A 24,896-nucleotide genomic window follows, 5' to 3' on the forward strand; every position below is an offset into this window, starting at 1 on the left:
TAGGTCCTCGACCGCTAACTTCTACGCCTACACCGAGCTGACCGTGCTCCGATAGCCACGGAAACGGGACGCGCTCGAGGCGTCGAGTGAGACTGCAGCGCGAGAGCAGAACGCGTCGGCCGCGTTCGTCCGCCATACGCGGCCGACTGGCCGTTATCGAAACCGGTTGGTCGTTATCGATCAGTCCCGCCCGTCGTCCGAGCGACACACGGGCACACCTGACGGATACATCGGTATAACGATCGTGGCGGATAGTCGCGGCTCACTACTGTTTTGCGCGTGTCGAACGTCACGCCGGTGAAACGATCTCGTGACATGCCGGCTGTCCGACCGCGATCCGTTGCCGAGCTATCGCCGAATTCGCTACCGCCGCGGCGGTACCAGATGTCGGAACGTCGCACAGCCGACTCGGGTGTGATCACGAACACAGAGAGCGGCCGTTCAGAGGCGTGACCCGACCGGTTGCGTCGAACCGGGACCGTCATCTCGCCCATCTCGAAGGCGAACTCGAGCGTGAGGGAACTCTCGCAGCCAGTCGAGAGGGATACTCGAGATCGGTCGTCAGGACTGCGCTGCATGCGCCGGTCGACGAACGCTACCCGCTAAAGTACAGGGGGTGTCGTTCGAAACAGTTGTATGGGTTACAATTATTCCTTAGATAGCTGATAGTAACGGCAGTATCCCGTACGGATAGCGGTATGGAAGAATGGCATCGCCGTTCGGTACTGGCGACAGGTGCAGCGCTTTCGGCTAGTGGACTCGCCTCGATCGGTGTGGGAGCGTCCGAAACCGACGACCTCCCGAACCCGGGGCTGGATCCGAATCCGGAGTTAGACGAAGACTGGGCGTCCTACCGCGGTGACGCCGGTCATTCGAGGTTCATCCCAGACGGCTACGAGTTCAACGGCAACCTTGAGGCCGCATGGACCGTCGACCACGACGGCTCCGTCGCGGTCGCCGACGACACCGTGTACACGACGACCGCGGACGGTGTCGTCGCCCTCGACGCGGCGGACGGAACGCGCCTCTGGGAGAACGCCGACGTCGACGCGGGTGATCCCGCGGTAGCCGGCGAGATGGTATACCTCAACGGCGGCGATATCGTGGCGCTCGATCGAGAAGACGGTAGCGTCCGCTGGGAGAGCGACCTCGACCCCGGGGAGAGGACGAGTAGCCACACGGTGGCGTACGACGGCGTCTTCGTCGTCATCGACGGCACGCTGTACGCCCTCGAGGCTGACGACGGATCGGTCCGATGGCAGAGAGACACGGCTGTCGTCGAGTCAAGAAATGGTGACGAACGGGAGTCCGAATTCTCCCCCGGAACCGCCGCGATGAACGGCGTCGTCTACGCCGGAACGCAGGACGGCATTCTCGCGTTCGATCCCGCGTCCGGAGAGACCATCTGGCAGACATGGGTCTGGACAGGAGGAGATGGCATCTACGCGACTGAGGCGGCGGTTCTCGGTGACAGGGGTGGTGAGGAAGTCCCCTTCTACGATGCACAAACTGGCGATGGGTTGGGTGTGATCTTGTCGCATTCCATAGGGACACTCGGCAACAAATCCGCGATTTCAGCATCCGATTACGGCTACGGAAGTACTTCGATCCACGGCGACCACGGCGACGAGTACGACTGGGAGATCGACGTTACGTACACCTATGGGGAGGCCGTTATCAGCGGCGAGACCGTTTACGTCTACTTCTGGTCAGACTCCCGCAACTACGGAGACCGGGATTACGATCAGAAACTCGTCGCGCTCGACAAACGCGACGGGAGCGAGAAATGGACGGTCTCGAAAGACGATGCGCCGGTCGGAGACATTCGTGCGATAAGCGGCGAGACCATCTACGTCGATCACGACGGCGAACTCGTCGCGCTCCGCGAAGAAACGGACGCCGACGAGGATGGGGCTGATGAAGACGGTGCGAACGGAGACGACGAACAGGACGACGGTACCGAGGACGGAGACGCGGACGAGAGCGACGACTCCGACAGCGATGATGACGGCCGTGGAGACGCTGACGACGACGGCAGTGACAACGGAGACGCCGGCGACGAGAGCAGTACCGACGGCAGTGACAACGGAGACGCCGGCGACGAGAGCAGTACCGACGGCAGTGACAACGGAGACGCCGGCGACGAGAGCAGCAACGACAGCAGTGACAACGGAGACGCCGGCGACGAGAGCAGTACCGACGAAAGCACTGACGAAGACGGAAGCAGTGACGGCGGAGGCGCTGGCACCGACGATCAGACGGAGAACGGATCGACCGACGCCGAGGATAACGATGATACCGACGGGACGCCGGGCTTCACCGCCGGTGCGGGACTTCTTGGCAGCGCGATCGGTCTCGAGTGGCTACGCCGACGGGACGACGCGGACGAACCGGCAGAGTGACCGACGGAACCGTCGAAATCGCGAGTTCGGCGGTTCCGACGGCGGTCGCTCGACCGCGACTCGACTGAGAGTCACCAACCGCTACTGTTTTGCGAGTGTCGACCGTCACGCCGAGTGAAACGATGTTCGCGTCGTCCATGCTGCCCGACCGGGAGCCGCTGCCGACCTATCTCACGCCAGTTCCGAAGACCCTCGAGGACCTCGGACTGCGGTTCGCGTGGCTCGTCGTGGCGATCAACCTCGCGGGGACGGCCTTCGGCTTCTGGTACTACGGCCCCCAGCTCGGCGGGACGCCGGCGGTGATGTGGCCGTGGGTGCCCGACAGCCCGATGGCGACGCTGCTGATCGCGCTGGCGATCGCCTGCTGGAAACTGGGGTACGAACAGCCGTGGCTGACGTCGCTGGCCTTCTTCGGCAACGTCATTCTGGGTCTGTGGACGCCGTACACGCTGCTCGCGTTCGCCGACGCCTACAGCTATCTCGACCCGCTGATGTACCAGTTCCTCTTCTGGAGCCACCTGTCGATGGTCGTCCAGGCGCTCGTCCTCCACCGAATCTCCGATTTCCCCGTGTGGAGCGTCGCTGTGGCCGTAGCGTGGTACGGCAGCAACCTGGTCGTCGACTACTTCGTGCCGATCGCCGGCGGGCCACACCACACGGCCATCCCCGTCCCGGGAGACGAACCGATGTTCCTCGGCGCGGACGCGCTCGGCGTCGTCGCCGCCGGCGAGGTGACGTTCGCGCTGCTCGCCGTCTTCCTCGCCCTCGCGATCCGGGTCAAAAAGTGCGAAGCGGCCCGTGGGGGCGCCCCGGCGGACCGCGCGGGTCGATAGCGGTCGATTACGGTACGTATCGCCGTGCGAGCTGGAGGAACGGATCGAGCGCCGCCGCCTCCGGACGGCGTTCGACCGTCCCCGCGTCCGTGTCGTACCGAACGACCGCCGCGTCGATCAGTTTCGGCAGGTGGTTGTGACGGAACCCGTCGTGATCGTGTCGACTCGCGTCCCCGACGTCTCGCCGTCCCGGAGTGCGACCTGCGCCACGAGGTCCTCCAGGGCGACCGCGCCCACCTTTTCCGAGAGGTAATACAGCGCTTCCCGCCGCTGAGAGCGAGGCGGCACCGGGGCGGTATGGACTACTCGAGGATGACGACCGCCGACTCGGTCTCGATCATCTCGCCCTCGCCCGAGTAGGAGCGCTCGCGTTCGACCTCGAAGAGGTCGCCCTCGAGTTCCTCGCCGGCGACCCGAAGGACGCCCTCGTCGTCGTCGATTTCATAGTCGCCGCTCTCGATCCCCGAATCGATCTCGCCGACCTTCGAGCCGAACTTCGGTCCGAGCGTCGAGTAGTCGAGGTCGATCGACGCGATCTCGGTGGTGACCTCGGGTTCCTCTTCGAGGACGGTCAGGTCCTGGACGTGCATCACGTTCTGAATGGCGTCCTCGAAGCCCTCGATGGGGCCGTAGACCGACACCGACTCGAGGTCGGCGTTCAGCGGCAGCTGGTTCTCGCTCTTGTAGCGGCGCAGCGCCGAGATGACCTCCATGGCGGCCTCGCCGGCCTCGAGGTCGGCCTCGTGGCCCCGCGGGCTGGGCCAGTCGCGGACGTGGATGCTGGTGTTCTCGAGGTCGGCGCCGTCGTCGCTGTAGACGGCCTGCCAGATCTCCTCGGTCGCGTGGGGCAGGAACGGCGCCCACAGCTCGAGGAACGTCCGGTGGGCCGTCCGCAGCGCGTACTGCGTCGAGGGCTCGTCCTCGCGGGTTTTGGCGATCTCGAGGTAGTCGTCGCAGAACGTGTTCCAGAAGAAGGTCCGCAGCCGGTCGCGGGCCTTCGCGAACTCGTACTCCTCGAGGTGGGTGGTGAGGTCCTCGACGGCGTCGTCGAGTTCCGCCAGCAGCCAGCGGTCGATCGCCTCGAGCTCCGCGGGTTCCTCGGGCTCGCGGGGCGCGAGCGTGTCGACGAGCTTCGAGGCGTTCCAGAGCTTGCGCAGGAGTTTTTCGCCCGCCGTCAGGTCCTTCTCCTGATACGGGAAGTCGTCGCCGACCGCCGCGCTCGCGGCCCAGAAGCGGACGGCGTCGACGGGGAAGTCCGCGAGCACCTCGTCGGGTTCGACGACGTTGCCGCGGGACTTGGACATCTTCTCGCGGTTCTCGTCTAGGACGTGGCCGTTGATCATCGTCGCGTCGAAGGGCACTTCGCCGGTGTGCTCGTAGCACTTGACGATGGTGTGGAACAGCCAGAACGAGATGATGTCGTGGCCCTGCGGACGGAGGTCGAACGGGTACAGCTCCGGTTTCTCCATCGCGAACTCCTCGGCGTCTTCGTTCCAGTCCCAGCCCGCGTTGATCAGGGGGGTCAGCGAGGAGGTTGCCCACGTGTCGAAGACGTCCTCTTCGGCGACGAAGTTGTCGGACCCGCACTCGGGACAGCTATCGACAGGCGGCTCGTCCGAAAGCGGATCGACCGGGAGCGTCTCCCGGTCGGCCATGATCTCGTGGTCGCAGTCCGCGCAGTACCAGACCGGGAACGGAATCCCCGAGTCGCGCTGGCGCGAGATGAGCCAGTCCCACTCGAGGCCCTCGATCCAGTGCTTGTAGCGGCTGAACATCTTCTCGGGGTACCAGTCCATCTCCCGACCGGCCTCGAGGTACTCCTCCTTGTGATCCAGAATTTCGACGTACCACTGCTTAGAGACGCGGTACTCGACGGCGGTGTCACAGCGTTCGTGGACCTGGACCGCGTGGGAGATCTCCCAGCGGTCGCGCAGGTAGCCCTCGTCGTCTAAGTCCTCGACGATGGCCTCGCGGGCCTCTTCGGTCGACATCCCCTCGTAGTCGCCGGCGAGGTCGGTCATTGTCGCGGACTCGTCGATGGCCACGCGCAGCGGCAGGTCGTGGGCCTGGTACCACTCGATGTCGTTCTGGTCGCCGAAGGTACAGCACATCACGACGCCGCTGCCCTTCTCCATGTCGACGCGCTCGTCCTCGATGATCGGCACTTCGTGGCCGAAGATCGGAATGCGAGCGGTCTCGCCGACGAGGTCCCGATTGTCGTCGTCGTCCGGGTGGACGAAGACGGAGACGCAGGCGGGGATGAGTTCAGGTCGCGTGGTGGAAATAATGAACTCGTCGCGGTCCGTCCCGTCGCTTGCGAGTTCGAAAGCGATGTCGTTGAAGTGCGAGCCGCGCTCGTCGTCTTCCATCTCGACCTGGGAGATGGCCGTCTCGCAGTCCGGACACCAGATCGCGGGCGCCTTCTTGCGGTATTCGCGGCCCTTCTCGTAGAGGTCGAGGAAGGACAGTTGCGAGACGCGCTGGACGCGGGGTTCGATCGTCTTGTAGGTGTTATTCCAGTCGATCGAGGTCCCGAGATCCTGCATCTTCTCCGTGAACTCGGCCTCGTACTCCTGACAGACCTCGCGGCAGAGTTCCTGGAACTCGCGGCGCTCGTAGTCCTGGTGGCGGATGTCCAACTCCGACTCGGTCAGTCGCTCGCTGGCGATCCCGTTGTCGTCGTAGCCGAAGGGGAAGAGCACGTCGCCGTCGTGCATCCGCTGGAACCGCGCGGCGAAGTCCTGCAGCGTCGAGCCGTAGAGGTGGCCCATGTGCAGGCTACCCGAGACCGTCGGCGGCGGCGTGTCGATCGCGTAGACTGTGTTGGGGTCGCGCTTGGCATCGCTCTCGTAGGCGTAGACGTCGGCGTCGATCCAGCGCTGCTGCCAGCGTTCCTCGACCGCTTCGGGGTCGTAGCCGCCCTCGAGGGTCGGCTCTCGAGTTGCGGGATCGCTCTCGGCGTCCGATTCGGGCGCGTCCGTGCTCATGCTCTCACCGCCCGCAGGGGGCGTCGTCCGTGCGTCGTCGTGGCGTCGAAGGTATGCGTACTCATTGCTGATACCGGTCGTTGCTCGGTGAATGCTGGTCGCCGACAATACATCCGTCGAAACGGGGTGGGGAATGCGGGGCTAGGACGCCCCTACGAAAACCGCCTCTCGCGGGCCGTCGAACGCGTCGGCCGTACCCGCGACTGGACGGAACATACGTATTTCGGAGTTACCGCCCGGGATGGTGTTAGGTTTTTCGTCACGCTGAGATCGACCGGCGACAGAAAGATCGGCACACAAAAATCACGGGGGTCGACTGGCCGGTCGCCAATCGACCGACCGCTTAATGTCGGACTGGTCCGTGGAATTACGTATGAGATCCGACACGACCAGGCGGAAGCTGCTCGAGAGCGTCGGGACAGTCGGTCTCCTCGGACTCTCCGGCTGTCTCGGAGCGACTCCGGTGGTCAACAACCGCAGCGAGGAGCACGAGACGATCCCCCTCGAGGACGCCGCGTCGATCGCGATCGTCAGCGAGATTGGACGGCTTTCGGTCGCCGGCGCCGATCGGGATGACGTGGGCCTCGAGATCGTCAAGGAGTCCGATTCGGTTCGGACCGATCTCGAGGAGCTAACCCTCGAGACCGAACTCGCCGACGGCCGACTCGAACTCCGATCTGAGTGGGACGGCAGCGAAGGCTGGCTCGCCAGTCGCCCCTCGATAGAGGTCGACGTGGAGATCCCCCGCGAGGTCGCCCTCGAGCGGATCGAAACGAGTACGGGACAGATCACCGTCCGCGACGTCGCGGGCGATCTGCACGCGGACGCGGACACGGGCCAAGTCGACATCGCGGGCGTCGACGGGACGGTCTCCGCCGAGGCGAGCGCGGGCCAGGTCGAAATCCGGGACGCGGAGCGACTCGGCAACGTGTCCACCTCGGCCGGCCAGATCAGCGTCGAGGTGCCAGCGATCGACGGCGAGACGACGATCTCGGCGTCGACTGGACAGGTAACCGCCGCCGTGAGCGAGGCCGTCGACGCCGACCTGCGCGTGGAGACGAACACGGGGCGGGTCGACGTCGACGACCTCCCGCTCGAGGACGCGACCCGAAGCGAGGAGCAAGTAACTGGACGACTCGGCGACGGCGGGCCGCAGCTTCGAGTCGAAACGGACATGGGACGGATCTCGGTTGAACCGCTCGAATAACCCGAATCGCCCTGCCTGTCGGCGGTCGCTGATGAGTCCCGGCGATCACTGGTGGTCGTCGGCGGTCACAGCCGGTCCCACGGCTCGACCGGGAACGAGTATGGAAGCGGTACCGGAGTCACTCGCCCCCGAGGTCGATAATCGCCCTCGAGTTGGTCACGTACCGTAGTTCGCCGCCGAGATACGTCGCCAACCGCTCGAGAAACCCGTCCCTGAGATCGTCCGCGTCCGCGTCGGCGATCGCGATCCGATCGTGGGCGGTCGGATCGTGGTCGCCCTGCATGACGACGGTAAACAGCTCGCGCGGTGTAACCGGTTCGCCGGCCTCGAGCCGCGAAACGACGCCCGACAGCGAGGACTCGACGGTCGTCTCGACGTCGAAGGTCACGTCGACCGAGACGCGCTCGTCGCCGCTCGCCGCGAGGAATTCTTCGCAGCTTCTGACCGCCGGCTCGAGGACGGTTTCGAAGTCGGTACCCGACTCCTCGAGCCCCAGATAGGCGAACGCGAGCATCGTCCGGAAACCGTCGAGGAACTCCTCGTCGGTCGCCGCCGCCTCGAACACCTGTCGGCGGTCCTTCTCGGCCAGCGTGTGCAATAACAGATCGAAGTCGAGGATCGCGGCGCGGACGCGCCGTCGAATGCGGGCCTCCGCGTTCCGCTTCGACTGGTCGTGACTCATCTCGCGTTCGCCGAGCAGGTAGGCGCGATCCGCAGGGCTGAGAACCCCGCGTTCGCGATCGATATCGGTGTTCATAATCGGATCCTGATTATACGACACCGATTTCCACCCGAACCGTTATGAGCGATCCGGTCGGAGCCGGAGACAGTGATCGAGCGTGAGTGACGAATGAGCGGGTCCGTCGCGACGAGGTACGCCGAGTGGATCGTTTCTCACAGTCGGCTCGTCGTCGTCCTGATCCTCTTGCTCACCGCCGTCGTCGCCGCCGGCGCGGCGGTCGGCGACCCCGAGGACGGCGGGATCGGCCAGTTCGAGACCGACTCCGAGGAAACCGACGCGCTCGAGGAGATCGAGGCGACCTACGGCACCGACGACGCGATCGTCGCTCAGGTAGTCGTCCGCGACGAGGGCGGCGACGTGCTCACCCGCGAGTCGCTGCTCGAAGGGCTGCGACTCCAGCGAGCGGTTCGTGAGGACGAAGCGCTGAACGCCACGCTCGACGAGCAGGGGTTCGTCGGCCTCGAGAACGTCGTCGGGACGGCTGCCGTCTACGAGGACCGAACGGAAGCGGGGGCGGAGCCACCGGAGACGGGCGCGCCCACGCTCGAGGAACAGATTACAGCGCTCGAGTCGCGCTCCGACGAGGAAGTCGAAGCGCTGCTGGCCGACGTGCTCGATCCCGAGCGCGATGCGGGGCAACAGGGCCAGTCGGCGGGAGCAGGTGAGCGGGCGGACCCCTACGAGTTCCTCCCGACCGACTACGAGCCAGGCGAGACGACGGCCGACGCGCGCATCACGTTCGTCTTTCAGGTCGACAGTAGCGGTCCGGAGGAAGAGCCGCGGGATGCCTACGACGCGCAGGTCGAACTCGCCGACCGGGTCGACGAGCGCTTCGACGACGCGTTCGTCTTCGGGCAGGGGATCACCGACGAGGCGTCGTCGAACGCCGTCGGCGACAGCTTCGCGATCATCACGCCCGTCGCGCTCGTCCTCGTGTTGGGCGTGCTGGCGGTCACCTACCGGGACGTCGTCGACGTCCTGATCGGACTCGTCGGTATCGGGGTCGTGATGGCCTGGCTCGCCGGCGTGCAGGGCTGGCTCGAGATCCCCTCGAGCCAACTGCTGATCGCGGTGCCGTTTCTCCTGATCGGGCTCAGTATCGACTACGCCCTCCACGTAGTCATGCGCTACCGGGAGACCAGAGCCGGCGAACTCGAGGGGGTCGCGGCGCCGAAGCCGACGGCGAGTGCGACCGCGAACGGCGGTCCAGTCGGTCCGCGAGCGGGCATGACCGTCGGACTCGCGGGCGTCGTCCTCGCGCTCGGCGCGGCGACGGTCTCGACGGGCGTCGGCTTCCTCTCGAACGTCGTCAGCCCGCTCGGGGCGGTACGGGACTTCGCCGTCCTGAGCGCCGGCGGTATCCTCGCGACGTTCGTCGCCTTCGCCGTCTTCGTGCCGGCGCTGAAGGTAGAAGTCGACGAGTTCCTCGAGTCCCGGTTCGACCGGGACCGCGCGAAACGCCCGTTCGGGTCGGGACCGAGTGCCACCGGCCGGGCGCTCTCGCGACTGGTCGCGATTCCCCAGCGGCTCCCGCTCGCGGTGATCCTCGCGGCGCTTCTCCTCGCCGCCGGCGGCGCTTACGGCGCGACGGGGATCGATACGGAGTTCAACCAGGCGGATTTCCTCCCCGAGGACGCGCCCGGGTGGGCTAAGTCCCTTCCGGGACCGCTCGCGCCCGATACGTACACGATCCGCGATGACGCCGCGTACCTCGGCGACAACTTCGCGGAGCGGGGCGAAGGAAGTCGAACGCAGATTCTGATACGCGGGCCCGTCACCGATCCCGACGCGCTCGCGGCGATGGACGAGGCCGACAGCGCGGTCGGCGAGGACGACACGGTCGTCGTCGGCCAGGACGGCGAGGCCGCGATCGAGGGGCCGCCGTCGGTCGTCCGCGAGGTCGCCGCCGAGAACGAGTCGGTCGCGGCCGCCGTCGCGGAGCGCGATACGGATGGCGACGGGCTCCCCGACGAGGACGTCGCCGGCGTCTACGACGCCCTGTTCGACGCCGACGCGGACCGCGCGGGAGACGTCCTCTACCGGACGGACGAGGGAGCGTACGAATCGGCGCGCCTCCTCGTGACCGTTCGAGGGGACGCCCCCGCCCAGACCGTCGCCGACGACAGTCGCGACGTCGCGGCCACCGTCGAACGCGCGGGCCCCGTCACGGCGATCGCCACCGGCGGACCGGTGACGACGGCGGTCGTTCAGGACGCGCTCCTCGAGACGCTCGTGCAGGCCTTCGCGATCACGCTGGTGGTCATCCTGGTCTTCCTGACGGCCCTCTACTGGGTGCGCCACCGGGCGCTCTCGCTGGGTGCGGTCACGCTCGCTCCGGTCGTGATCGCCCTCGCGTGGCTGCTCGGGACGATGGCGCTGCTCGACCTGCCGTTCAACAGCGAAACGGCCGTCATCACGAGCCTCGCGATCGGGCTGGGCGTCGACTACAGCATCCACGTCGGCGAGCGGTTCGTCGACGAGCGCGACCGCCAGCCGACCCTCGAGGCGGCGCTCGCGGCGACGATCACCGGCACCGGCGGGGCGCTCCTGGGGAGCGCAGCCACGACGGCGGCGGGGTTCGGCGTCCTCGCGCTGGCGCTCGCGCCGCCGCTCCGGCGGTTCGGACTGGTAACGGGCCTGAGCATCGTCTTCGCGTTCGTCGCCTGCCTCACCGTCCTGCCCTGTCTGCTCGTGGTCCGGGAGCGGCTGCTGGCTCGAGTAGGGTAGGTACCGTTATCGCGACTCGTCGTCGGAGTGGGCCCGCACCCAGAGTTCGCCGATGCGGGAGAGTCGGGTTCGGTAGGATTTCCCGTGTTCTTCGCGCTCGATGTACCCCTTCCCGCCCGGTCCGAGGCGGTCGACGTTGTAGATGACCTTCGAGCGGAAGCTGTCGGTGTACTCCTCGTTCAGTTCGCGGGCCAGCGACTCCGCGAGTTCGGAGACCGAATCGAACTCGCCGTCCTCGCCGAGTTTGAACAGGATGAGTTCCTCGAAAGGTTTAACGTTCGAGAAGGAGGCGACAGGCAGTTCGACGATGTGGCGACCGTCGATCTCCTTGGCGCCGATCGTCGTCCCGCGCTCGTCGAATTCCGAGAGGAGGTCGCGGGCGCTCTCGAGGCGGTCGTCGATCCGGTCGCCGTCGAGGGTGTCGGCACCCTCTCCCTGTACGCCCGCCCCGGCGTCCAGTTCCTCGAGGAGTTCGATCTGCTCGCGGAGCTCCTCGGCCAGTTCCGTCTCGAGGTACTTCTCGGGGGCCGTGTAGTAGGTGTGGATTCCCTCGCGGTCCTCCTGGCGCTCGACCATCAGCGAGTGGGCGGCGTTGGCGAAGGCGAAACTCACCGTGCGGGGCATCGCGGCGACGTTGACCCAGACCTCGTTGCCGTCGTCGAGCTCCGCGGTGATGAGGTCGTAGGCCTGCTCGAAGGCCGCGTCGTAGTCGTAGACGTCTTCGAGGACGAACCGCTCGGTGGTCGCTCCCAGCAGGTTCTTGAAGTCCGTCTCGAGTTTGTCCGAGAGGTGCCGGGAGTACTCGACGTTGGCCTCGCTCCCGACGGCGCCCTCGAGGAGGATGACGCTGTCGACGTCGATCTGATCGCGCACCAGCGGCGCGATCAGCCGGTCGTAGTCGAAGCCGACCGGGACGATGTGGGTTTGCATACGGGATACGTCGGATGCCGTTTATAAAAATCACCAGTCTCCGTTCCGCGGTTTTGCAGGATGAGCGGTGTGTTGACGTGCTCCCCGAACCATTGCGGTCGGGTCAGGACTGGTAGCCGAGCGCCCGAAGGTGGTCCTCGACGACCTCGTCGTCGACGTCGTCCCGTTCCACCGGGCGTTCCGCGACGATGTCGCGCCGGTTCTCCCAGGGGACGACGAGCCAGGGGACGAGTCGGAGCTCCGGCGTCCAGACGTAGCCCGGATGCTCGTACCGGTCGCCGGTGAGTCGGGAGTAGAGGTTCGTGGTCTCGCCGAGCAGTTCCCCGTGGTCGGCGGTGATGACGGTCTTTCCATCGAGTTGGTCGACGAGTCGCTCGACGTGCTCGAGGACCAGCTCCAGATTTTCGACGTACACCTCCTGCAATTCGGCCGGGGAAACGTAGCCCGCCTCCGCGGCGTCCATCAGATACACCATGCCGTCCGCGCGACTGGTAACGTCGGCGTCCGATTTCCAGGCGGAGAACTCGAGCCCGTGGTTCGTCCGGAGTCGCTCGCGTAACGCCTCGGCTTTCGGACCGAAGTACGGGCCGTGGGGCTGCATGAAGTGGACGAGCAACCGCTTGTCCGGATGGCGTTCGTAGGCCTCGGCGGCCTTCTCGCGAACGATCCCCGGCCGGTAGTTCCGATAGAGTTCGCTGTCGAGGACGTCCCGCTGGGACTCGGGATATGTCGACACGAATTCGTGGAAGGTGCCCTCCTCCAGCTGGTGAGAAAACCCGTTGGCGGAGACGTAGACCGTGTCGTGGAACGTCTCCCCGGCGAACGTCTTCTCCATGAACTCGTTGCTCGTCGACGCGACGGAGACGGCGGCGGTTAGCTCACCGTCTATCGAATTGTGTTCGGCGAGATAGTCGAATCGACAGGCATCCAGCAACAGGAGATTGTCCCAGTCCGCGTCCATGATATTCGTCGGGCGGCCGTGCTCTCGATAGAAGACGTGTTTCTGCACGTCGCCGTACCGCTTTTTGAGCTCGTGTTTGAACGCTTCTGGATTCTTACACGCCTCGATAAAATTGGAGAGGGTGTACTTCTCCGGGGAGAGGTCCATCGTCTCGAGGTGCAACTGGACGATCAATCAATTTTAGCATCCGGAAGACTGATATTCACTATATCGAGAAGGTTTCGAACTCAGTCGAGCGGGCGGTCCAGACAGTACAGCGAGTCTCCGAGCGGTTAGGAGTCGTCCGACTCGTCGTTGTCGTCGAAGTCGACCGTTCGGATCAGTTGTGCGATCGTCTCGCGGTCGCGCTCCGGATCGGTACCCAACTCGTCGTTCGACGACGCCGAGTCGGCGGTCTCGGCGCGAACGCCGTCCTCGAGCGGGAGTACCCCGCCGGCCATCCCGAACGTCGACTCGAGCGGCCAGACGGCGACGTGGGCCTCGGCGTCGATCCGATCCGGTTCCTCGCTCGTCTCCCCGTCGACGGGGTACCCCACGTCGAGGACGTACCACGAGCCCCCGTTGCCGTTGGACGCCTCGAACTCGAGGCTGTTCCGGGTACCCTCGACGGCCAGCCCTTCGGACTCGAGGGTGTCGACGAACTGGTCTCGCGCTTTCGGTGCGGCCTTCGAGAAGACGGACGTCGTCGATAGCCCGAGATCGTCGGGCGAGGGAGAGACGGTCACGTCGACGACGAACAGCGAGCGGGCCGGAATGTCGCTCGCCTCGAGCGCATCTACGCCGGCCGCGGGCGCGACGCGCTCGTAGACCGTCGTCTCGGCGGTGATCGAGGCGAGCATGGCACTCGTCTCGCCGGTTCGCGTTCCCAGCGGTCGCCACGAGTCGGCTACTGCCTCCGGCAGATCGAACGTCATCACCCTCGCGTATGCCGTCGTCGCCTTTCGGTCTTCGGACTGCTGACGCTGCCTGCAATTCGGAGTCGCGCGACGCGGCGTCGAACGGCGATCACTCCCGGCGGTCCTGGTGGCGGACCCGCACCATCCCCTCGGAGGTGACGCCGACGATCAGCGGCGTCGACACCTCGCGTCCCGACACCGCCGGCCCTGCGGCGTCGCTGACGACCTTCATCAGGTCCGGCGCTGTGTGATCGACCTTGACGCCCTGCTCGTCGCAGGCGTCGTAGACCAACTGCGGAACGTCGTAGAGGTCGGTCCCGGCCGGCACCCGGACGCGGACCGGCGCCCGCAACGCCTCCGCGAAGGCCACCGTCTCGCGAGCCTTCGCTAAGTTCTCGCGCGCGCTCGACTCGATCGAGGAGACGTTCGCCCGCGAGGTGCCCAGCGCGTCGGCGATGTCGGCCTGCGAGACGCCGCGTTCGCGGAGCGCGAGCACCTGCGCCTGACGGTGTGTCAACACGCTCGTCTCGGCGTCGAACCCGATCTCCTCGAGCAGTTCCTCGATCTCGTCGATCACGGCGATCGCCTCCACTCCCACTCCCGCTCGCGTCCGCTCATACCCCTGTCTAAGACGACGGCAGGGTCAAAGCTTCCCCGGTCCCGTCCCCGTCGGTCGCCGACCAGACGGCGGGAACTCGGCCGAACGCTATCTGCCCGAGGACGTCCATGCGGTCGTCCACCCCGCGCTGGATCTCCGGATCGTCCGGATCACCGAGTCGGACGGCAGCGGCGTCGATCCGCGGACGGTCGTCGAGGGCGCGGTCACAGCGTCCCGGTGCCCTCGATGGACCGCTGAGGGCTCGAGCGAACGGCGCCGTTCGATCAAACGTCCGTTGAAATCGATTCCTTGACCGGAACTAACCAATAGAAATAACAGTCGGTATGACGGAGTGTATACTGCGCACCGGCTGCGCCACGGCGGGTCCGTGCCTCTGACATCACCTCTCGCCGTGTCTCACGCGGATCCCGCGAGGGGAGTGAGAGCTACCCGAGGGGGGAACTCTTTCGCCGCGTATTTCGCGTCCCGCTTCAGACGTGAGCGACTGGTTTTCGCGGGAAATAGAGACCGATGGGCCGCGCCGTCGTCAGTACTCGAGGTGCCAGCGCCGTTCGTCCTTCGCGGCGAGTACTTCCGCGACGCCGTCGGCCAGGCGATACTCGGTCTCCTCCCGGACGACGGTCCCGGCCCGCTCTAGGTGCTCCAGGTGGGCGTACGATTCGCCGGGGCCGTGGAGGATGTGGATGTCCTCGAGGTCACCGAACAGGGCCGCGCTTACGGACCAGGTGTCGCAGGGATCCTCGCGATCCAGCGCGTCGAGGACCCGCCAGGCGCGTTCCGCATGGTGGTCGATGATGTGCTGGGCCCGGTCGGCGGGCTCGTCGATCGGATCGCGGTGGCCCGGCCACGCGCGATCGTAGTCGGCCTCGACGACCCCCCGAAGCGCCCGCAGATAGCGCTCGAGTGGCCGATCGACGCGGACGTCCGCGCCGCCGACGTTGGGCGTGTAGACGGGCAACAGCGCGTCGCCGGAGATGACCTCCCGCCGGCCCTCGAGGGTCGTTGCGAACATGCTCAACCCCGCGGCGTGGCCGGACGCGTGGACGACCTCGAGTTTGCCGCCGGGTACGGGGAACGTCTCGCCGTCGGCGAACGTCGTGACCGTCGGCGACGCGGCGCCCGTCCCGGCGTCGGCCATCCGCTCCCGGAGGACGGCCCGCTTCTCCTCGGGCATCCCCCACTGCTCGAAGTACTCCTCCTGTAGCTCGTACATCGCGTCCCAGGCGTCCTCGTCGCCCTCGACGAGCGGCGCGTCGGCCTCGTGGACGTAGACCTCGGCCCCGCTTTCGGCCTGAATCTCGCCCGCCAGTCCGGTGTGGTCGCCGTGCCAGTGGGTGAGGAAAACCCGATCGACGTCGGCGAAGGCGAGGTCCCGTTCGGCGAGGGCGGTCTCGAGTTGCTCCCGCGTCGTCGCCGTCCAGTCGCCGGTGTCGATCAGCGCCGCCTCCGATTCGTCCGCGAAGAGGTACGCGTTGTTGTCGCCTTCGAACGCCGAGTTCGACAGGGGGATCCGCTCCATGCCGTTGTGTCGCACAAGCGACGGGAAAACCCTTGCGTCGCGACGGTCGCGGCGTTCCATCCGCGAAGTGCCGTATCCGTCGTCCACTCCCCGAACCCACTGCCGTCGGGTGCCTAACAGTCGCTGCAACTGTACTCACGTCTTATTGCAATATGGGCGCTAAACTGCGCGAAAACGGAGCAATCGACGACTGTCCACTCGACGGGTCGACTACGAGCCCCAGAAGTTCTCTCGGCTGCCGAGCCGTTCGCGGGCCGGCTTGCCTTTGTCCTTGCCGTCCGTGTCGGCGCCGGATTCCGCGTCCTCGTCCTTATCCTCATCCTCGTCCTCGCCCTCGTCATCGGCCGACGTTGCGTCGGCGTCGGGCTCCGCGTCCTCGTCGGGATCCAACGGGAGGAGTTCGAGTTCCTCGGCACGGGCGTGGTTGCTGTGGACCTGGGTCACCTGAACGCGGGCTCGGGCCTCCGGAAGAATGCCGTCGACCAGCACGATAAACCCGTCTTCCGTCCGCCCGACGCCGGCGCCGCTCTCGTGCATGTCGACGACGTCGATAACGATCTCCTCGCCCGACTTGACGGGCTGGGTCTTCAGATCCTCGATGGGCTGGCTGTAGTGCTTACACCACTCCTTGCCCCCGCGGTCGCCGTAGTGTTGACACCCCATTCCCGAGATCCGCTCGGAAAAGCTTGGGCAGTCGTCGGCAAGTGGACAGTCTGCCATATCGCGTACTACCAGTGGCGTCGTTAAACCGTTTCCGTCTTGCGGATCGATAGCAGCACGATGAGTAACGTTGGTAGTTTTTCCCCTCGTCACCAAATAGTCTGTAACCTATTTTAGGGGTTCACTTACTGATCGTTAAATGAACTGGTCTCATATGAAAGCGCGTTTCGAAAAGGTTTACGGTACGGGCGTGGCAGTGATAAATGATGAAAATCCTCGTTACGGTCAAAGAAGTCGCGACCGTCGAAGACGAGTTCGAAATCGAGGGTACTGGGATCGCCGACCAGTATCTGGGCGCCGACCTCAACGAGTGGGACGACTACGCCATCGAGGAGGCCGTCCAGCTCCAGGAGGCGGGCGTCGCCGACGAAGTCGTGACGGTCACGATCGGTCCGGAGGAGTGCGAACAGACCATCCGGCAGGCGCTGGCGAAAGGTGCCGATCGCGCCGTCCGCATCTGGGACGACTCGCTCGAGGACGTCGATCTGCTGGACGTCGGCGCCAAGACGGAGATCCTGAGCGCCGTCGTCGAGGAGGAAGATCCCGACCTCGTCCTGACGGGCGTCCAAGCCGGCGACGATAGCTTCGGCGCGACGGGCGTCTCCGTCGCCGAAAACCTCGGCTACCAGTGGGGCGCCGTCGTCAACCACTTAGAGCACGGCTTCGACGACGACGCGGCCTCCGTTCGACGCGAACTCGAGGGCGGGGTCGAGGAGCTGACCGAGATCGAGCTCCCCGCGGTCCTAACGATTCAGACGGGGATCAACGAGCCCCGCTACGCCAGCCTGCGCGGGATCCGGCAGGCCCAGCGCAAGGAACTCGACGTCAAGGCGCTGGCCGATCTCGGCATCGACGAGAGCGCCGTCGACTCCCAACTCGAGCTGACGGACATGTACGAGCCTGAAAGCGAGAGCGACGTGACGACCTGGGAGGGAAGTCCCGAGGAGGCGGCCGGCGAGCTCGCTGAACTGCTTCGCGACAAGGGGGTGGCACAATGACGGACATCCTCGCAGTTACGGACCACCGTCGCGGTGAACTGCGCGACGTCAGCTACGAGATCATTACCGCGGGTCGCCAACTGGCTAACGAGACCGGCGGCGACCTGCATCTGGCGGTCATCAGCGGCACCGTCGACGAGTTCGCGGAGAAGCTCAACCGCGAGGGCGTCGACGCCATCCACACCGTCGACTACGGCGAGGAGTTCAACCACGACGTCTACGCGCAGGCGATCACCCAGCTCTACGACGAGCTCGCCCCGCAGTACGTCCTCGCGCCCAACAGCGTCAACGGCCTCGACTACGCCCCCGCCGTCGCCACCCAACTCGACCTGCCGATCGTCACCGACACGATCGCCCTCGAGACCGACGGCGAGACGCTGATCGCTACCCGCGAAATGTACGGCGGCAAGGTCGAGACCACCAACGAACTCGAGGGGGGCGCGGTGGCGACGATCCGCAGCGCCGAGTGGCCCCAGGCCGAAGGCACCGGCGACGCCGCGATCGAGGCCTTCGACGCCGACATCGACGAGGACGCCATCGGCTCGACGGTCAACGGCTTCGAGGAGGTCGGCGGCGGCGACGTCGACATCACCGAAGCGGACGTCCTCGTGAGCGTCGGCCGCGGGATCGAAGAGGAGGACAACCTCCCGCTCATCGAGGAGCTCGCGGACGCCCTCGGCGCGACGGTCTCGTCCTCGCGGCCGATCGTCGACAACGGCTGGCTGCCCAAGAACCGACAGGTCGGCCAGTCCGGGAAGGTCGTCACGCCCGACGTCTACATCGCGATCGGGATCTCCGGGGCCGTCCAGCACGTCGCCGGGATGAAGGGCTCGGATACGATCGTCGCGATCAACACCGACCCCAACGCCCCGATCATGGACATCGCCGACTACGCGATCGTCGACGACCTCTTCGACGTCGTTCCCGCGCTCACTGAAGCGTTCCAGTAAGCGGGAGTCGCGCAACTCGAGGGTGCGGCTTTTCTCGGGACGTTGGAGGCGACCGTTCGAGCGGAGATCCGTTTTCGCCGGTTCCGAACGACTAATTCATTCGAATTCAATTCGCTTCGGTTTCTCACGGCAAGCGTGGTTACTCGCGGTTCAGCGACCCGTATTTCGTATCGACGGGATGGTACGTTCCCTCATCGAACGAGCAGATTCGTGTTCCAGATAAATTATGTTTGGTCCACAATAGCACCCTGATACAACCACGACGTGTGAATTTTATAGCGATAGCGTCTCGATCTCGAGAACTGATCCCCACAAATACCGGTTGTTAGTCCCTCACAGATACGACCCCGTATGACAGCATAGTAACTATTCTTCTTTATATCTAATCGAATTACTATTTATTCTAATAAGTATCGAAATCCAGACAGTATTGTTATATGTGATGAGTGAAATACGCAGGTATGTCCGTTCACTTGAATCGTCGAAAACTACTGTCCGGTCTCTGTGGAGCCGGTCTCGGCGGCCTCGCCGGCTGTCTCAGTTCGGTTCCCGGACTCGACTCGAACGACATCGAGGACGGGAGCGACGTCGGCGGGACCGACCGAACCCTCAGACTCGGAATCATGCAACCGTTGAGCGGCAATCTCGAGACCGTCGGGAAGCCGATGCGAAACGCCGCGGAGCTCCCGATTCGGCAAGTCGAAGGCGAGATTTCGCTCGACATCGAGTACGAAGTCGTCGATACCGAAACCTCGCCGTCCACGGGCGTCCAGGGCGCGTACGACCTGGCCAAGCAGAACTATCCGATGGTTAACGGGCCGGCAGCCTCGGACGTGACGCTGCAGGCGACCCAGCAGGTCCTCATTCCGTACCGGACCGTCTGCTGTTCGCCGGGCGCGACCACGCCGACGATCACCTCGCTCAACGACGCCGGGCTGGTCTTCCGGACCGCGGTCTCCGACTCGCTGCAGGCGGTCGTGCTCGCCGACCGGGCGGCGAACGACCTCGGCCACGACAGCGCTGCGACCCTCTACGCGAACAACGACTACGGCTGGCAGTTGAGCCAGGCGTTCTCTCGCTCGTTCCGGAGCGATCACGGCGGGACGGTTTCGGCGCAGGTTCCGCTAACGGAAGGGCAGGACACCTACGAAGGAGCGATCGAACGAGCTAGAACGGACGATCCCGAACTGCTCGTCGTGATCGGGTATCCGGAGACCGGCGGACAGGTGTTCGCCGACCTGGGTGCCGACGCCGAGGAAGACATCCTCGTCACCGACGGCCTGCAGGACAGCGATCTCCACGACCAAGTCGACTACTCGCTCGACGGCATCCGCGGCACCGCGCCGTTGGTCGACGGACCGGGGACCGAGACGTTCACGGAACTGTTCGCGGACACCTACGACGCCGAACCGGGCGTCTTCACGCCTCACTCCTACGACGCGAGCGCCGTCCTGTTGCTCGCGAACGCCTACGCCGGGCAAAACGACGGGACCGCCATCAGAAACGCCATGCAGGCAGTCACGACCGGCGAGGGCGAAGAGATCACGCCGGAGTCCCTCGCCGACGGGATCGAACTCGCGGCCCAAGGTGACTCCGTCACCTACCAGGGCGCCTCGAGTTCGGTGTCCTTCGACGAGAACGGAGACATGACCGACGCCCTCTTCCAGTACTGGGAGTTCGACGAAAGCGCGGATGGCGGCATCGCCGAACTGGACAGGGTGAGTTCGTAATGGCGTCGCTTTCCTCTCTGGTGCCGTCGTTCATCAGGCGGCGGTACCTCGTGAAGTTCGTGGTGTCGATTCTGGCGGTCGTGCTCGTCATCGGGGCCGTCGGCGCGGTCAGCTACGCCGATATCGACAACACGGTTCGGTCGGACTCGAACGAGCAACTCGAATCGACCGCCGAGATGCAGTCCGATACGATCAGCAACTGGGTCGAGACGATGCGGGTTCAGACGCGGACCGCCTCCGATTCGCAGATCCTCCAGGATGGCGATCCGCAGGAAGTCCAGGGCCAGCTCGTCGAAGAGCAAGCTCGAATGGACGTCGACGTACGAGCGATTCACTACGTCGACACCGAGAACAACGAGATCGTAACGAGTACGAACGCCGACTACCGCGGCGAGTCGTTCGCAAACCTTTCGGAACCGTGGGCTGCCGACGGCTTCGAGGAGAACCTCGGGGTCGAGGAGTCCGTCTGGCACTCCCAGGAAGCGTACCAATCGCCGACCCTCGACGACCAAGTGATGGCCTTCGCCAGCCCGGTGACGGAACGCGAAGATCGAGCCGTCGTCATCATCGGCACGCTCGAGTATCAGGTCGAGCAACTCCACCAAGAGAACACGTCGGCGTCGACGGCCATTCTCGATAGCGACGGATCGGCGGTCTTTCAGGCCGATTCCGCGTCGATCGACGACGAAGCGGTCGACGACGAGGCGATGGCTGCCGCTCTGGGCGGCCGACTAACGCGCATTCAGGACGACGACGTGGTACGGGCGTACGTTCCCGTCGGGAACACGCAATGGGTCGCCGTCACGACTATTCCGAACGAGCAGGCGTACGGCGTCGTCTCCGACGTCGAAACGAACGTCCTCGCGATGGTGTTGACGAGCCTGGTCGCGCTCGGCGTCGTCGGCGTCGTTCTCGGCCGGCAGACCGTCGGCCCGCTAGCCAGATTGCGCGATCGGACGACCGAGATGGAACAGGGCAACCTCAACGTCGATCTCGAGACGGACCGCGTCGACGAGATCGGACGGCTGTACGACGGCTTCGACAGCATGCGAAACTCGCTGCGCGACCAGATCGAAGCCGCCGAGACCGCACGCGAGGAGGCCGAAGCGGCTCGGGCCGAGACCGAGTCCATAAACCGCCATCTCGAGGCGAAAGCCGAGGAGTTCAGCGCCGTGATGGACGACTGTGCAGACGGCGACCTGACCCGCCGGCTCGATCCCGAAAGCGAGAGCCAGGCGATGACCGACATCGCCGAGGCGTTCAACGAGATGATCGCGGACCTCGAGGAGACGACCGCCGACGTCAAAGCCTTCGCCAACGAGGTGGCGGCGGCCAGCGAACAGGTGACCGCATCCAGCGAAGAGGTCCGTTCGGCCTCCCAGCAGGTCTCCGAGTCGGTACAGGAGATCTCCGACGGCGCCGACCGACAGAACGAGAACCTCCACTCGGTCAACCAGGAGATGAGCGGCCTCTCCACGACGACCGAAGAGATCGCCGCCTCCTCGAACAACGTCGCTGACTTCGCCGAGCAGACGGCCGAAACCGGCCGCCTCGGCCGCGAGGCGGCCCAGGAGGCGATCGACGGGATGCATGAGATCGAAGCGGAGTCGACCGAGGCCGTCGAGGCCATCCGAGAACTCGAAGCGGAGATGGCGCAGGTCGACGAACTGGTTGAGTTCATCACCGAGGTCGCCCGCGAGACGAACATGCTCGCGTTGAACGCGAACATCGAGGCCTCACGAGGCGGCGACGGCGAGGGCTCCGGTTTCGGCGCCGTCGCGACGCAGGTCAAAGAGCTCGCTGCGGACACGAAATCGACCGCCGAGGACATCGAGCAGCGACTCGAGCGGATCGACGAACAGACGACCGAGACCGCGACGGAGGTCCAACAGACCGCCGACCGGATCGCCGAACACGTCGACTCCGTCGAGAACGCCGCCGAAGCGCTCGACGAAATCGCCGACTACGCCGACCGGACCAACGAGGGCGTCCAGGAGATTTCCGCGGCGACTGAAGAGCAGGCGGCCTCGACCCAAGAGGTCGTCGCCATGGTCTCGTCGGCGACCGAGATCTCCGAAACGACGGCCGCCGAGGCCCAGCGCGTCGCCGCGGCCGCGGAGGAGCAGACCTCCGCCCTCTCGGAAGTCACCGAGAGCGCGAGTTCGCTCACCGATCAGGCGGCGTACCTGAGCGAGACGCTCGATCACTTCGAGACCGACGAGGTGGCGGACGTCTCCGTCGACGACTACGACACCGACGACGAGACGCTCTCGTTCGACAAGGTAGATGTCGACGGCGACGACGATGGTGTCGGCGGTGTCGAGACCGACACGAGCGAGGGTCCCGACGGAAGTTCCGGCGGGTTCGAGCCCGAAGCGAACGGCGGGATCACGGACGCGAGCGGTACCGATGGAGACGCCGAACCGACGCCGGACACCGACGCCGATGACGATGAGGGCGATACCGTCCCGTCGGACGGCGAGAACGGGTTCACGTTCAGCCAGTTCGACGACGAGTGAGGCCGCTCCAGGACTGACGTCGCGCATTTTCTCCCGTTTTCCGTGTAAACGGTCCAACTACTACACCGCTGAACCGTCACGTACTTTTCACCCCCGTCCTAAGCGCGTGTGATGGAATTGCTGGAGCGCCGTCGGGCGCTGATCGAGGATCGGCTCGTCGAGGTAGTCGACGGCCTCGAGCCGGACGCGCTCAGAGCGGAAGTCGAACACACGGCCCTCGCCGGAGGCAAGCGCGTCCGGCCGATGGTGACGGTGCTGGCCTGCGAGACGGTGGGCGGAACGGCTGAGGACGCCGTTGACTTTGGCGTCGGAATCGAACTCGTCCACGCGGCGTCGCTGGTCGTCGACGACATCATCGATCGATCGGAGCTGCGCCGGGGCACGACCAGCGCCTGGGCCGAATTCGGCTACGGTCCGGCGATCGTCTCGAGCGACGGCTTGCTCGGCGAAGCGTTCGCCCTCTTTTCGTCGGATCCCGACGCCACGCGCGTCGTCGCCGAGGCCATGGTCGAACTCGGCATCGGCGAGGCGACGGAGCTGTCGGCCGAACCCGAAACCGAGGCCGAGTACATGACCCTCGCGCGCCGGAAGACCGGCGCGCTGTTTCGCGCCGCCGCGGAGCTCGGGGCGATCGCCGCCGGTTCGGACGCGGTCACCGTCGAGGCGCTCGGCGAGTACGCCGAACGGGTCGGGGTCGCCTTCCAGATCCGCGACGACGTCCTCGACGCGGTCGCCGATCCCGACGAACTCGGCAAACCGACCGGCCACGACGCCGCTCTGGAGCGCCCCTCGGTCGTACAGGTGACCGACCTCACGCCCGACGAGGCCAACGCCCGCGCTCGAGCCGAGTCGGATCGCGCGATCGAGGCCCTCGATCGGGTCGAGGTCGCCGACCCGACGGCCCGGAACTACCTCGTCGAACTGGCGGAGTTCGTCGTCGAACGCGAACAGTGAGTTAGGCGCGGTCGGTCTGTCGCGTCCCGTCGTCGGCCTCTCGGTCGGTACCGTCTGAATACTTGGACTCGATGACGGCGAAGGCGAGGGTGCTCGCGATCCCCAGCAGCGTGCCGACGGTCAGCGCCGTCGCGAGGAAGCTGATCCCGACCTCGTCGAGGAAGAACGCGCTCACCGCGTAGAGGACGACGGCGATCGAGAGCACGTAGAACGGCGCGTTGAGGTAGCGCCACTCGAGGGTGCCGGCGATGTACTCGTCGGTGATCTGGCCGAGGCTGGTGGTCACCCCCGCGGCGGCGATCCACTGGATCGACCCATAGACGAGCGCGGCGAGCATCACGGGCACGCCGACTTTGCTGGGCGATGCTTCTCGGACAGCCTCGAGTTCGTTCCGGCCGCTGACGCCGCCGAGGGCGAACAGGGCGGCGGCGACGACGTAGGCGAGCAGGGTCGTCCGGCCGGCGTACAGCGACCGGCGGGCGCGCTCGACGGCGGCGTCGAGGCGGTCGCCCAGCCCGAGTCCTCTGGAGATGAGGTACAGTCCCAGCAGCGCCGAGGTCGTTCCCAGCACGAACCCGGGCATGTCGAGGACGGTCCCGACCAGGGCGAGCGGGTAGATCAACAGGAGGATACCCAGCGGGATCAACACCGTCCCTCGCGTCTCTGGATCGTTCAGCACCTGCTTGATCGTGTAGTACATCGACTCCAGGTTCTGGGCCTGCCGAACGACGACGCGGCGGACGCCGTCGATCGGGACCCGCGATCGGATGATCGGAATGACGGATTCGTCTTGGGCGCCGTCGGTGACCACGAGCGCGGTGACGTCCTCCGCAGTCGAGAGACTCGCGAGGACGGTGTCGACCTCGTCGCCGACCTCGCGGTTCGCCTTCACGTCGCCCTCGTCGTTACCGGTGACGACGGCGACCTCAACGCTCTCGTCGCGATCGGCGAGGTCGTCGTAGACGTGCAACCCCTGGAAGATCACGTTGACGTCGGAGTCCTCCGGGTCTTCGGTCGCCAGCGCAACGGCTGCTTCCTCGACGGGGTCGCGGCCGATCACCGGCGTCGAAAAGCCGGTCTTGCGACCCAGATCGTCGTCGAGGTCGACACAGAGGACAAGCAGCATCTATCGACCGTTCGACCGGGAGGTATTTCCATCTTCTGGGGACGACAGAATTCCCCGGACGTCCGCGAGACGGGCC

General features: G+C 65.6%; 18 protein-coding genes. 9 read left to right on the forward strand and 9 right to left on the reverse strand.

What is annotated here, in order from left to right:
• Positions 1-773 precede the first annotated feature (773 nt).
• A complete protein-coding gene (locus EH209_RS07310) occupies positions 774-2,402 on the forward strand; it encodes an outer membrane protein assembly factor BamB family protein (protein ID WP_343132682.1) in 1,629 nt (542 codons plus the stop codon).
• Positions 2,403-2,524: 122 nt separating this feature from the next.
• Positions 2,525-3,235 carry a DUF1405 domain-containing protein gene (locus EH209_RS07315; RefSeq protein ID WP_126662227.1) on the forward strand — a complete coding sequence of 237 codons (711 nt, stop codon included), beginning with the start codon at positions 2,525-2,527 and terminating at the stop codon, positions 3,233-3,235.
• A 302-nt stretch (positions 3,236-3,537) separates the two neighbouring features.
• Here EH209_RS07315 and EH209_RS07325 read toward each other — a convergent pair whose 3' ends face one another.
• On the reverse strand, positions 3,538-6,330 hold the full coding sequence (locus EH209_RS07325) for a valine--tRNA ligase (RefSeq protein WP_126662228.1): 2,793 nt from the start codon (positions 6,328-6,330) through the stop codon (positions 3,538-3,540).
• Positions 6,331-6,595: 265 nt separating this feature from the next.
• Here EH209_RS07325 and EH209_RS07330 point away from each other — a divergent pair, with 265 nt between their 5' ends.
• The gene (locus tag EH209_RS07330; RefSeq protein WP_126662229.1) at positions 6,596-7,429 is read left to right on the forward strand and encodes a DUF4097 family beta strand repeat-containing protein; all 834 of its coding nucleotides are present in this window, start codon (positions 6,596-6,598) and stop codon (positions 7,427-7,429) included.
• A gap of 118 nt (positions 7,430-7,547) precedes the next feature.
• On the opposite strand, the gene EH209_RS07335 is transcribed toward EH209_RS07330, so the two are convergent.
• Positions 7,548-8,186: a hypothetical protein gene (locus tag EH209_RS07335; RefSeq protein WP_126662230.1), complete on the reverse strand. Its 639-nt coding sequence runs from the start codon at positions 8,184-8,186 to the stop codon at positions 7,548-7,550.
• 93 nt (positions 8,187-8,279) lie between these two features.
• Here EH209_RS07335 and EH209_RS07340 point away from each other — a divergent pair, with 93 nt between their 5' ends.
• Entirely contained in the window at positions 8,280-10,898 is a 2,619-nt protein-coding gene (locus EH209_RS07340) for an efflux RND transporter permease subunit (RefSeq protein WP_126662231.1), read from the forward strand.
• Between the two features lie 6 nt (positions 10,899-10,904).
• Here the strand turns inward: EH209_RS07340 and EH209_RS07345 are convergent, their stop codons facing one another.
• The 6 genes from EH209_RS07345 to EH209_RS07375 all read right to left on the reverse strand — a co-directional run bounded on the left by EH209_RS07345 (position 10,905) and on the right by EH209_RS07375 (position 16,543).
• Positions 10,905-11,828 carry an HFX_2341 family transcriptional regulator gene (locus EH209_RS07345; protein WP_126662232.1) on the reverse strand — a complete coding sequence of 308 codons (924 nt, stop codon included), beginning with the start codon at positions 11,826-11,828 and terminating at the stop codon, positions 10,905-10,907.
• A 103-nt stretch (positions 11,829-11,931) separates the two neighbouring features.
• Positions 11,932-12,963, reverse strand: a complete 1,032-nt coding sequence (locus tag EH209_RS07350; protein ID WP_249038760.1) for a hypothetical protein — start codon at positions 12,961-12,963, stop codon at positions 11,932-11,934.
• A gap of 98 nt (positions 12,964-13,061) precedes the next feature.
• The gene (locus EH209_RS07355) at positions 13,062-13,703 is read right to left on the reverse strand and encodes a hypothetical protein (RefSeq protein ID WP_126662233.1); all 642 of its coding nucleotides are present in this window, start codon (positions 13,701-13,703) and stop codon (positions 13,062-13,064) included.
• 91 nt (positions 13,704-13,794) lie between these two features.
• Positions 13,795-14,262, reverse strand: coding sequence for a Tfx family DNA-binding protein (locus EH209_RS07360; protein WP_126662542.1), 468 nt, complete (start codon positions 14,260-14,262; stop codon positions 13,795-13,797).
• A gap of 568 nt (positions 14,263-14,830) precedes the next feature.
• Positions 14,831-15,823, reverse strand: coding sequence for an MBL fold metallo-hydrolase (locus tag EH209_RS07370; RefSeq protein ID WP_126662234.1), 993 nt, complete (start codon positions 15,821-15,823; stop codon positions 14,831-14,833).
• 210 nt (positions 15,824-16,033) lie between these two features.
• On the reverse strand, positions 16,034-16,543 hold the full coding sequence (locus EH209_RS07375; protein ID WP_126662235.1) for a TRAM domain-containing protein: 510 nt from the start codon (positions 16,541-16,543) through the stop codon (positions 16,034-16,036).
• A gap of 206 nt (positions 16,544-16,749) precedes the next feature.
• On the opposite strand from EH209_RS07375, the gene EH209_RS07380 reads away from it, so the two are divergent.
• From EH209_RS07380 to EH209_RS07400, 5 genes are all read left to right on the forward strand, one after another.
• Positions 16,750-17,541 carry an electron transfer flavoprotein subunit beta/FixA family protein gene (locus EH209_RS07380; RefSeq protein ID WP_126662236.1) on the forward strand — a complete coding sequence of 264 codons (792 nt, stop codon included), beginning with the start codon at positions 16,750-16,752 and terminating at the stop codon, positions 17,539-17,541.
• Complete coding sequence (locus EH209_RS07385) at positions 17,538-18,491, forward strand: electron transfer flavoprotein subunit alpha/FixB family protein (RefSeq protein ID WP_126662237.1); 954 nt, start codon at positions 17,538-17,540, stop codon at positions 18,489-18,491. The genes EH209_RS07380 and EH209_RS07385 overlap by 4 nt, the downstream gene beginning before the upstream one ends.
• Positions 18,492-18,952: 461 nt before the next feature.
• Positions 18,953-20,221, forward strand: a complete 1,269-nt coding sequence (locus tag EH209_RS07390; RefSeq protein WP_126662238.1) for an ABC transporter substrate-binding protein — start codon at positions 18,953-18,955, stop codon at positions 20,219-20,221.
• Positions 20,221-22,740, forward strand: a complete 2,520-nt coding sequence (locus tag EH209_RS07395) for a methyl-accepting chemotaxis protein (protein WP_126662239.1) — start codon at positions 20,221-20,223, stop codon at positions 22,738-22,740. Before EH209_RS07390 ends, EH209_RS07395 begins: the two co-directional genes overlap by 1 nt.
• 111 nt (positions 22,741-22,851) lie before the next feature.
• Entirely contained in the window at positions 22,852-23,694 is an 843-nt protein-coding gene (locus tag EH209_RS07400) for a polyprenyl synthetase family protein (protein WP_126662240.1), read from the forward strand.
• Position 23,695: 1 nt separating this feature from the next.
• Here EH209_RS07400 and EH209_RS07405 read toward each other — a convergent pair whose 3' ends face one another.
• Positions 23,696-24,820, reverse strand: coding sequence for a DUF373 family protein (locus EH209_RS07405; RefSeq protein ID WP_126662241.1), 1,125 nt, complete (start codon positions 24,818-24,820; stop codon positions 23,696-23,698).
• Positions 24,821-24,896: the final 76 nt, after the last annotated feature.

Origin of the sequence: Haloterrigena salifodinae (assembly GCF_003977755.1) — an archaeon.
Classification (GTDB): domain Archaea; phylum Halobacteriota; class Halobacteria; order Halobacteriales; family Natrialbaceae; genus Haloterrigena; species Haloterrigena salifodinae.

What these genes read in the sequence shown, in the direction of transcription:
- EH209_RS07315 (WP_126662227.1), top strand. Translation starts at nt 2,525, where the DNA reads ATGTTCGCGTCGTCCATGCTGCCCGACCGGGAGCCGCTGCCGACCTAT.
- EH209_RS07330 (WP_126662229.1), top strand. Translation starts at nt 6,596, where the DNA reads ATGAGATCCGACACGACCAGGCGGAAGCTGCTCGAGAGCGTCGGGACA.
- EH209_RS07335 (WP_126662230.1), bottom strand. Translation starts at nt 8,186, where the DNA reads ATGAACACCGATATCGATCGCGAACGCGGGGTTCTCAGCCCTGCGGAT.
- EH209_RS07340 (WP_126662231.1), top strand. Translation starts at nt 8,280, where the DNA reads ATGAGCGGGTCCGTCGCGACGAGGTACGCCGAGTGGATCGTTTCTCAC.
- EH209_RS07345 (WP_126662232.1), bottom strand. Translation starts at nt 11,828, where the DNA reads ATGCAAACCCACATCGTCCCGGTCGGCTTCGACTACGACCGGCTGATC.
- EH209_RS07355 (WP_126662233.1), bottom strand. Translation starts at nt 13,703, where the DNA reads ATGACGTTCGATCTGCCGGAGGCAGTAGCCGACTCGTGGCGACCGCTG.
- EH209_RS07370 (WP_126662234.1), bottom strand. Translation starts at nt 15,823, where the DNA reads ATGGAGCGGATCCCCCTGTCGAACTCGGCGTTCGAAGGCGACAACAAC.
- EH209_RS07375 (WP_126662235.1), bottom strand. Translation starts at nt 16,543, where the DNA reads ATGGCAGACTGTCCACTTGCCGACGACTGCCCAAGCTTTTCCGAGCGG.
- EH209_RS07380 (WP_126662236.1), top strand. Translation starts at nt 16,750, where the DNA reads ATGAAAATCCTCGTTACGGTCAAAGAAGTCGCGACCGTCGAAGACGAG.
- EH209_RS07385 (WP_126662237.1), top strand. Translation starts at nt 17,538, where the DNA reads ATGACGGACATCCTCGCAGTTACGGACCACCGTCGCGGTGAACTGCGC.
- EH209_RS07390 (WP_126662238.1), top strand. Translation starts at nt 18,953, where the DNA reads ATGTCCGTTCACTTGAATCGTCGAAAACTACTGTCCGGTCTCTGTGGA.
- EH209_RS07395 (WP_126662239.1), top strand. Translation starts at nt 20,221, where the DNA reads ATGGCGTCGCTTTCCTCTCTGGTGCCGTCGTTCATCAGGCGGCGGTAC.
- EH209_RS07400 (WP_126662240.1), top strand. Translation starts at nt 22,852, where the DNA reads ATGGAATTGCTGGAGCGCCGTCGGGCGCTGATCGAGGATCGGCTCGTC.
- EH209_RS07405 (WP_126662241.1), bottom strand. Translation starts at nt 24,820, where the DNA reads ATGCTGCTTGTCCTCTGTGTCGACCTCGACGACGATCTGGGTCGCAAG.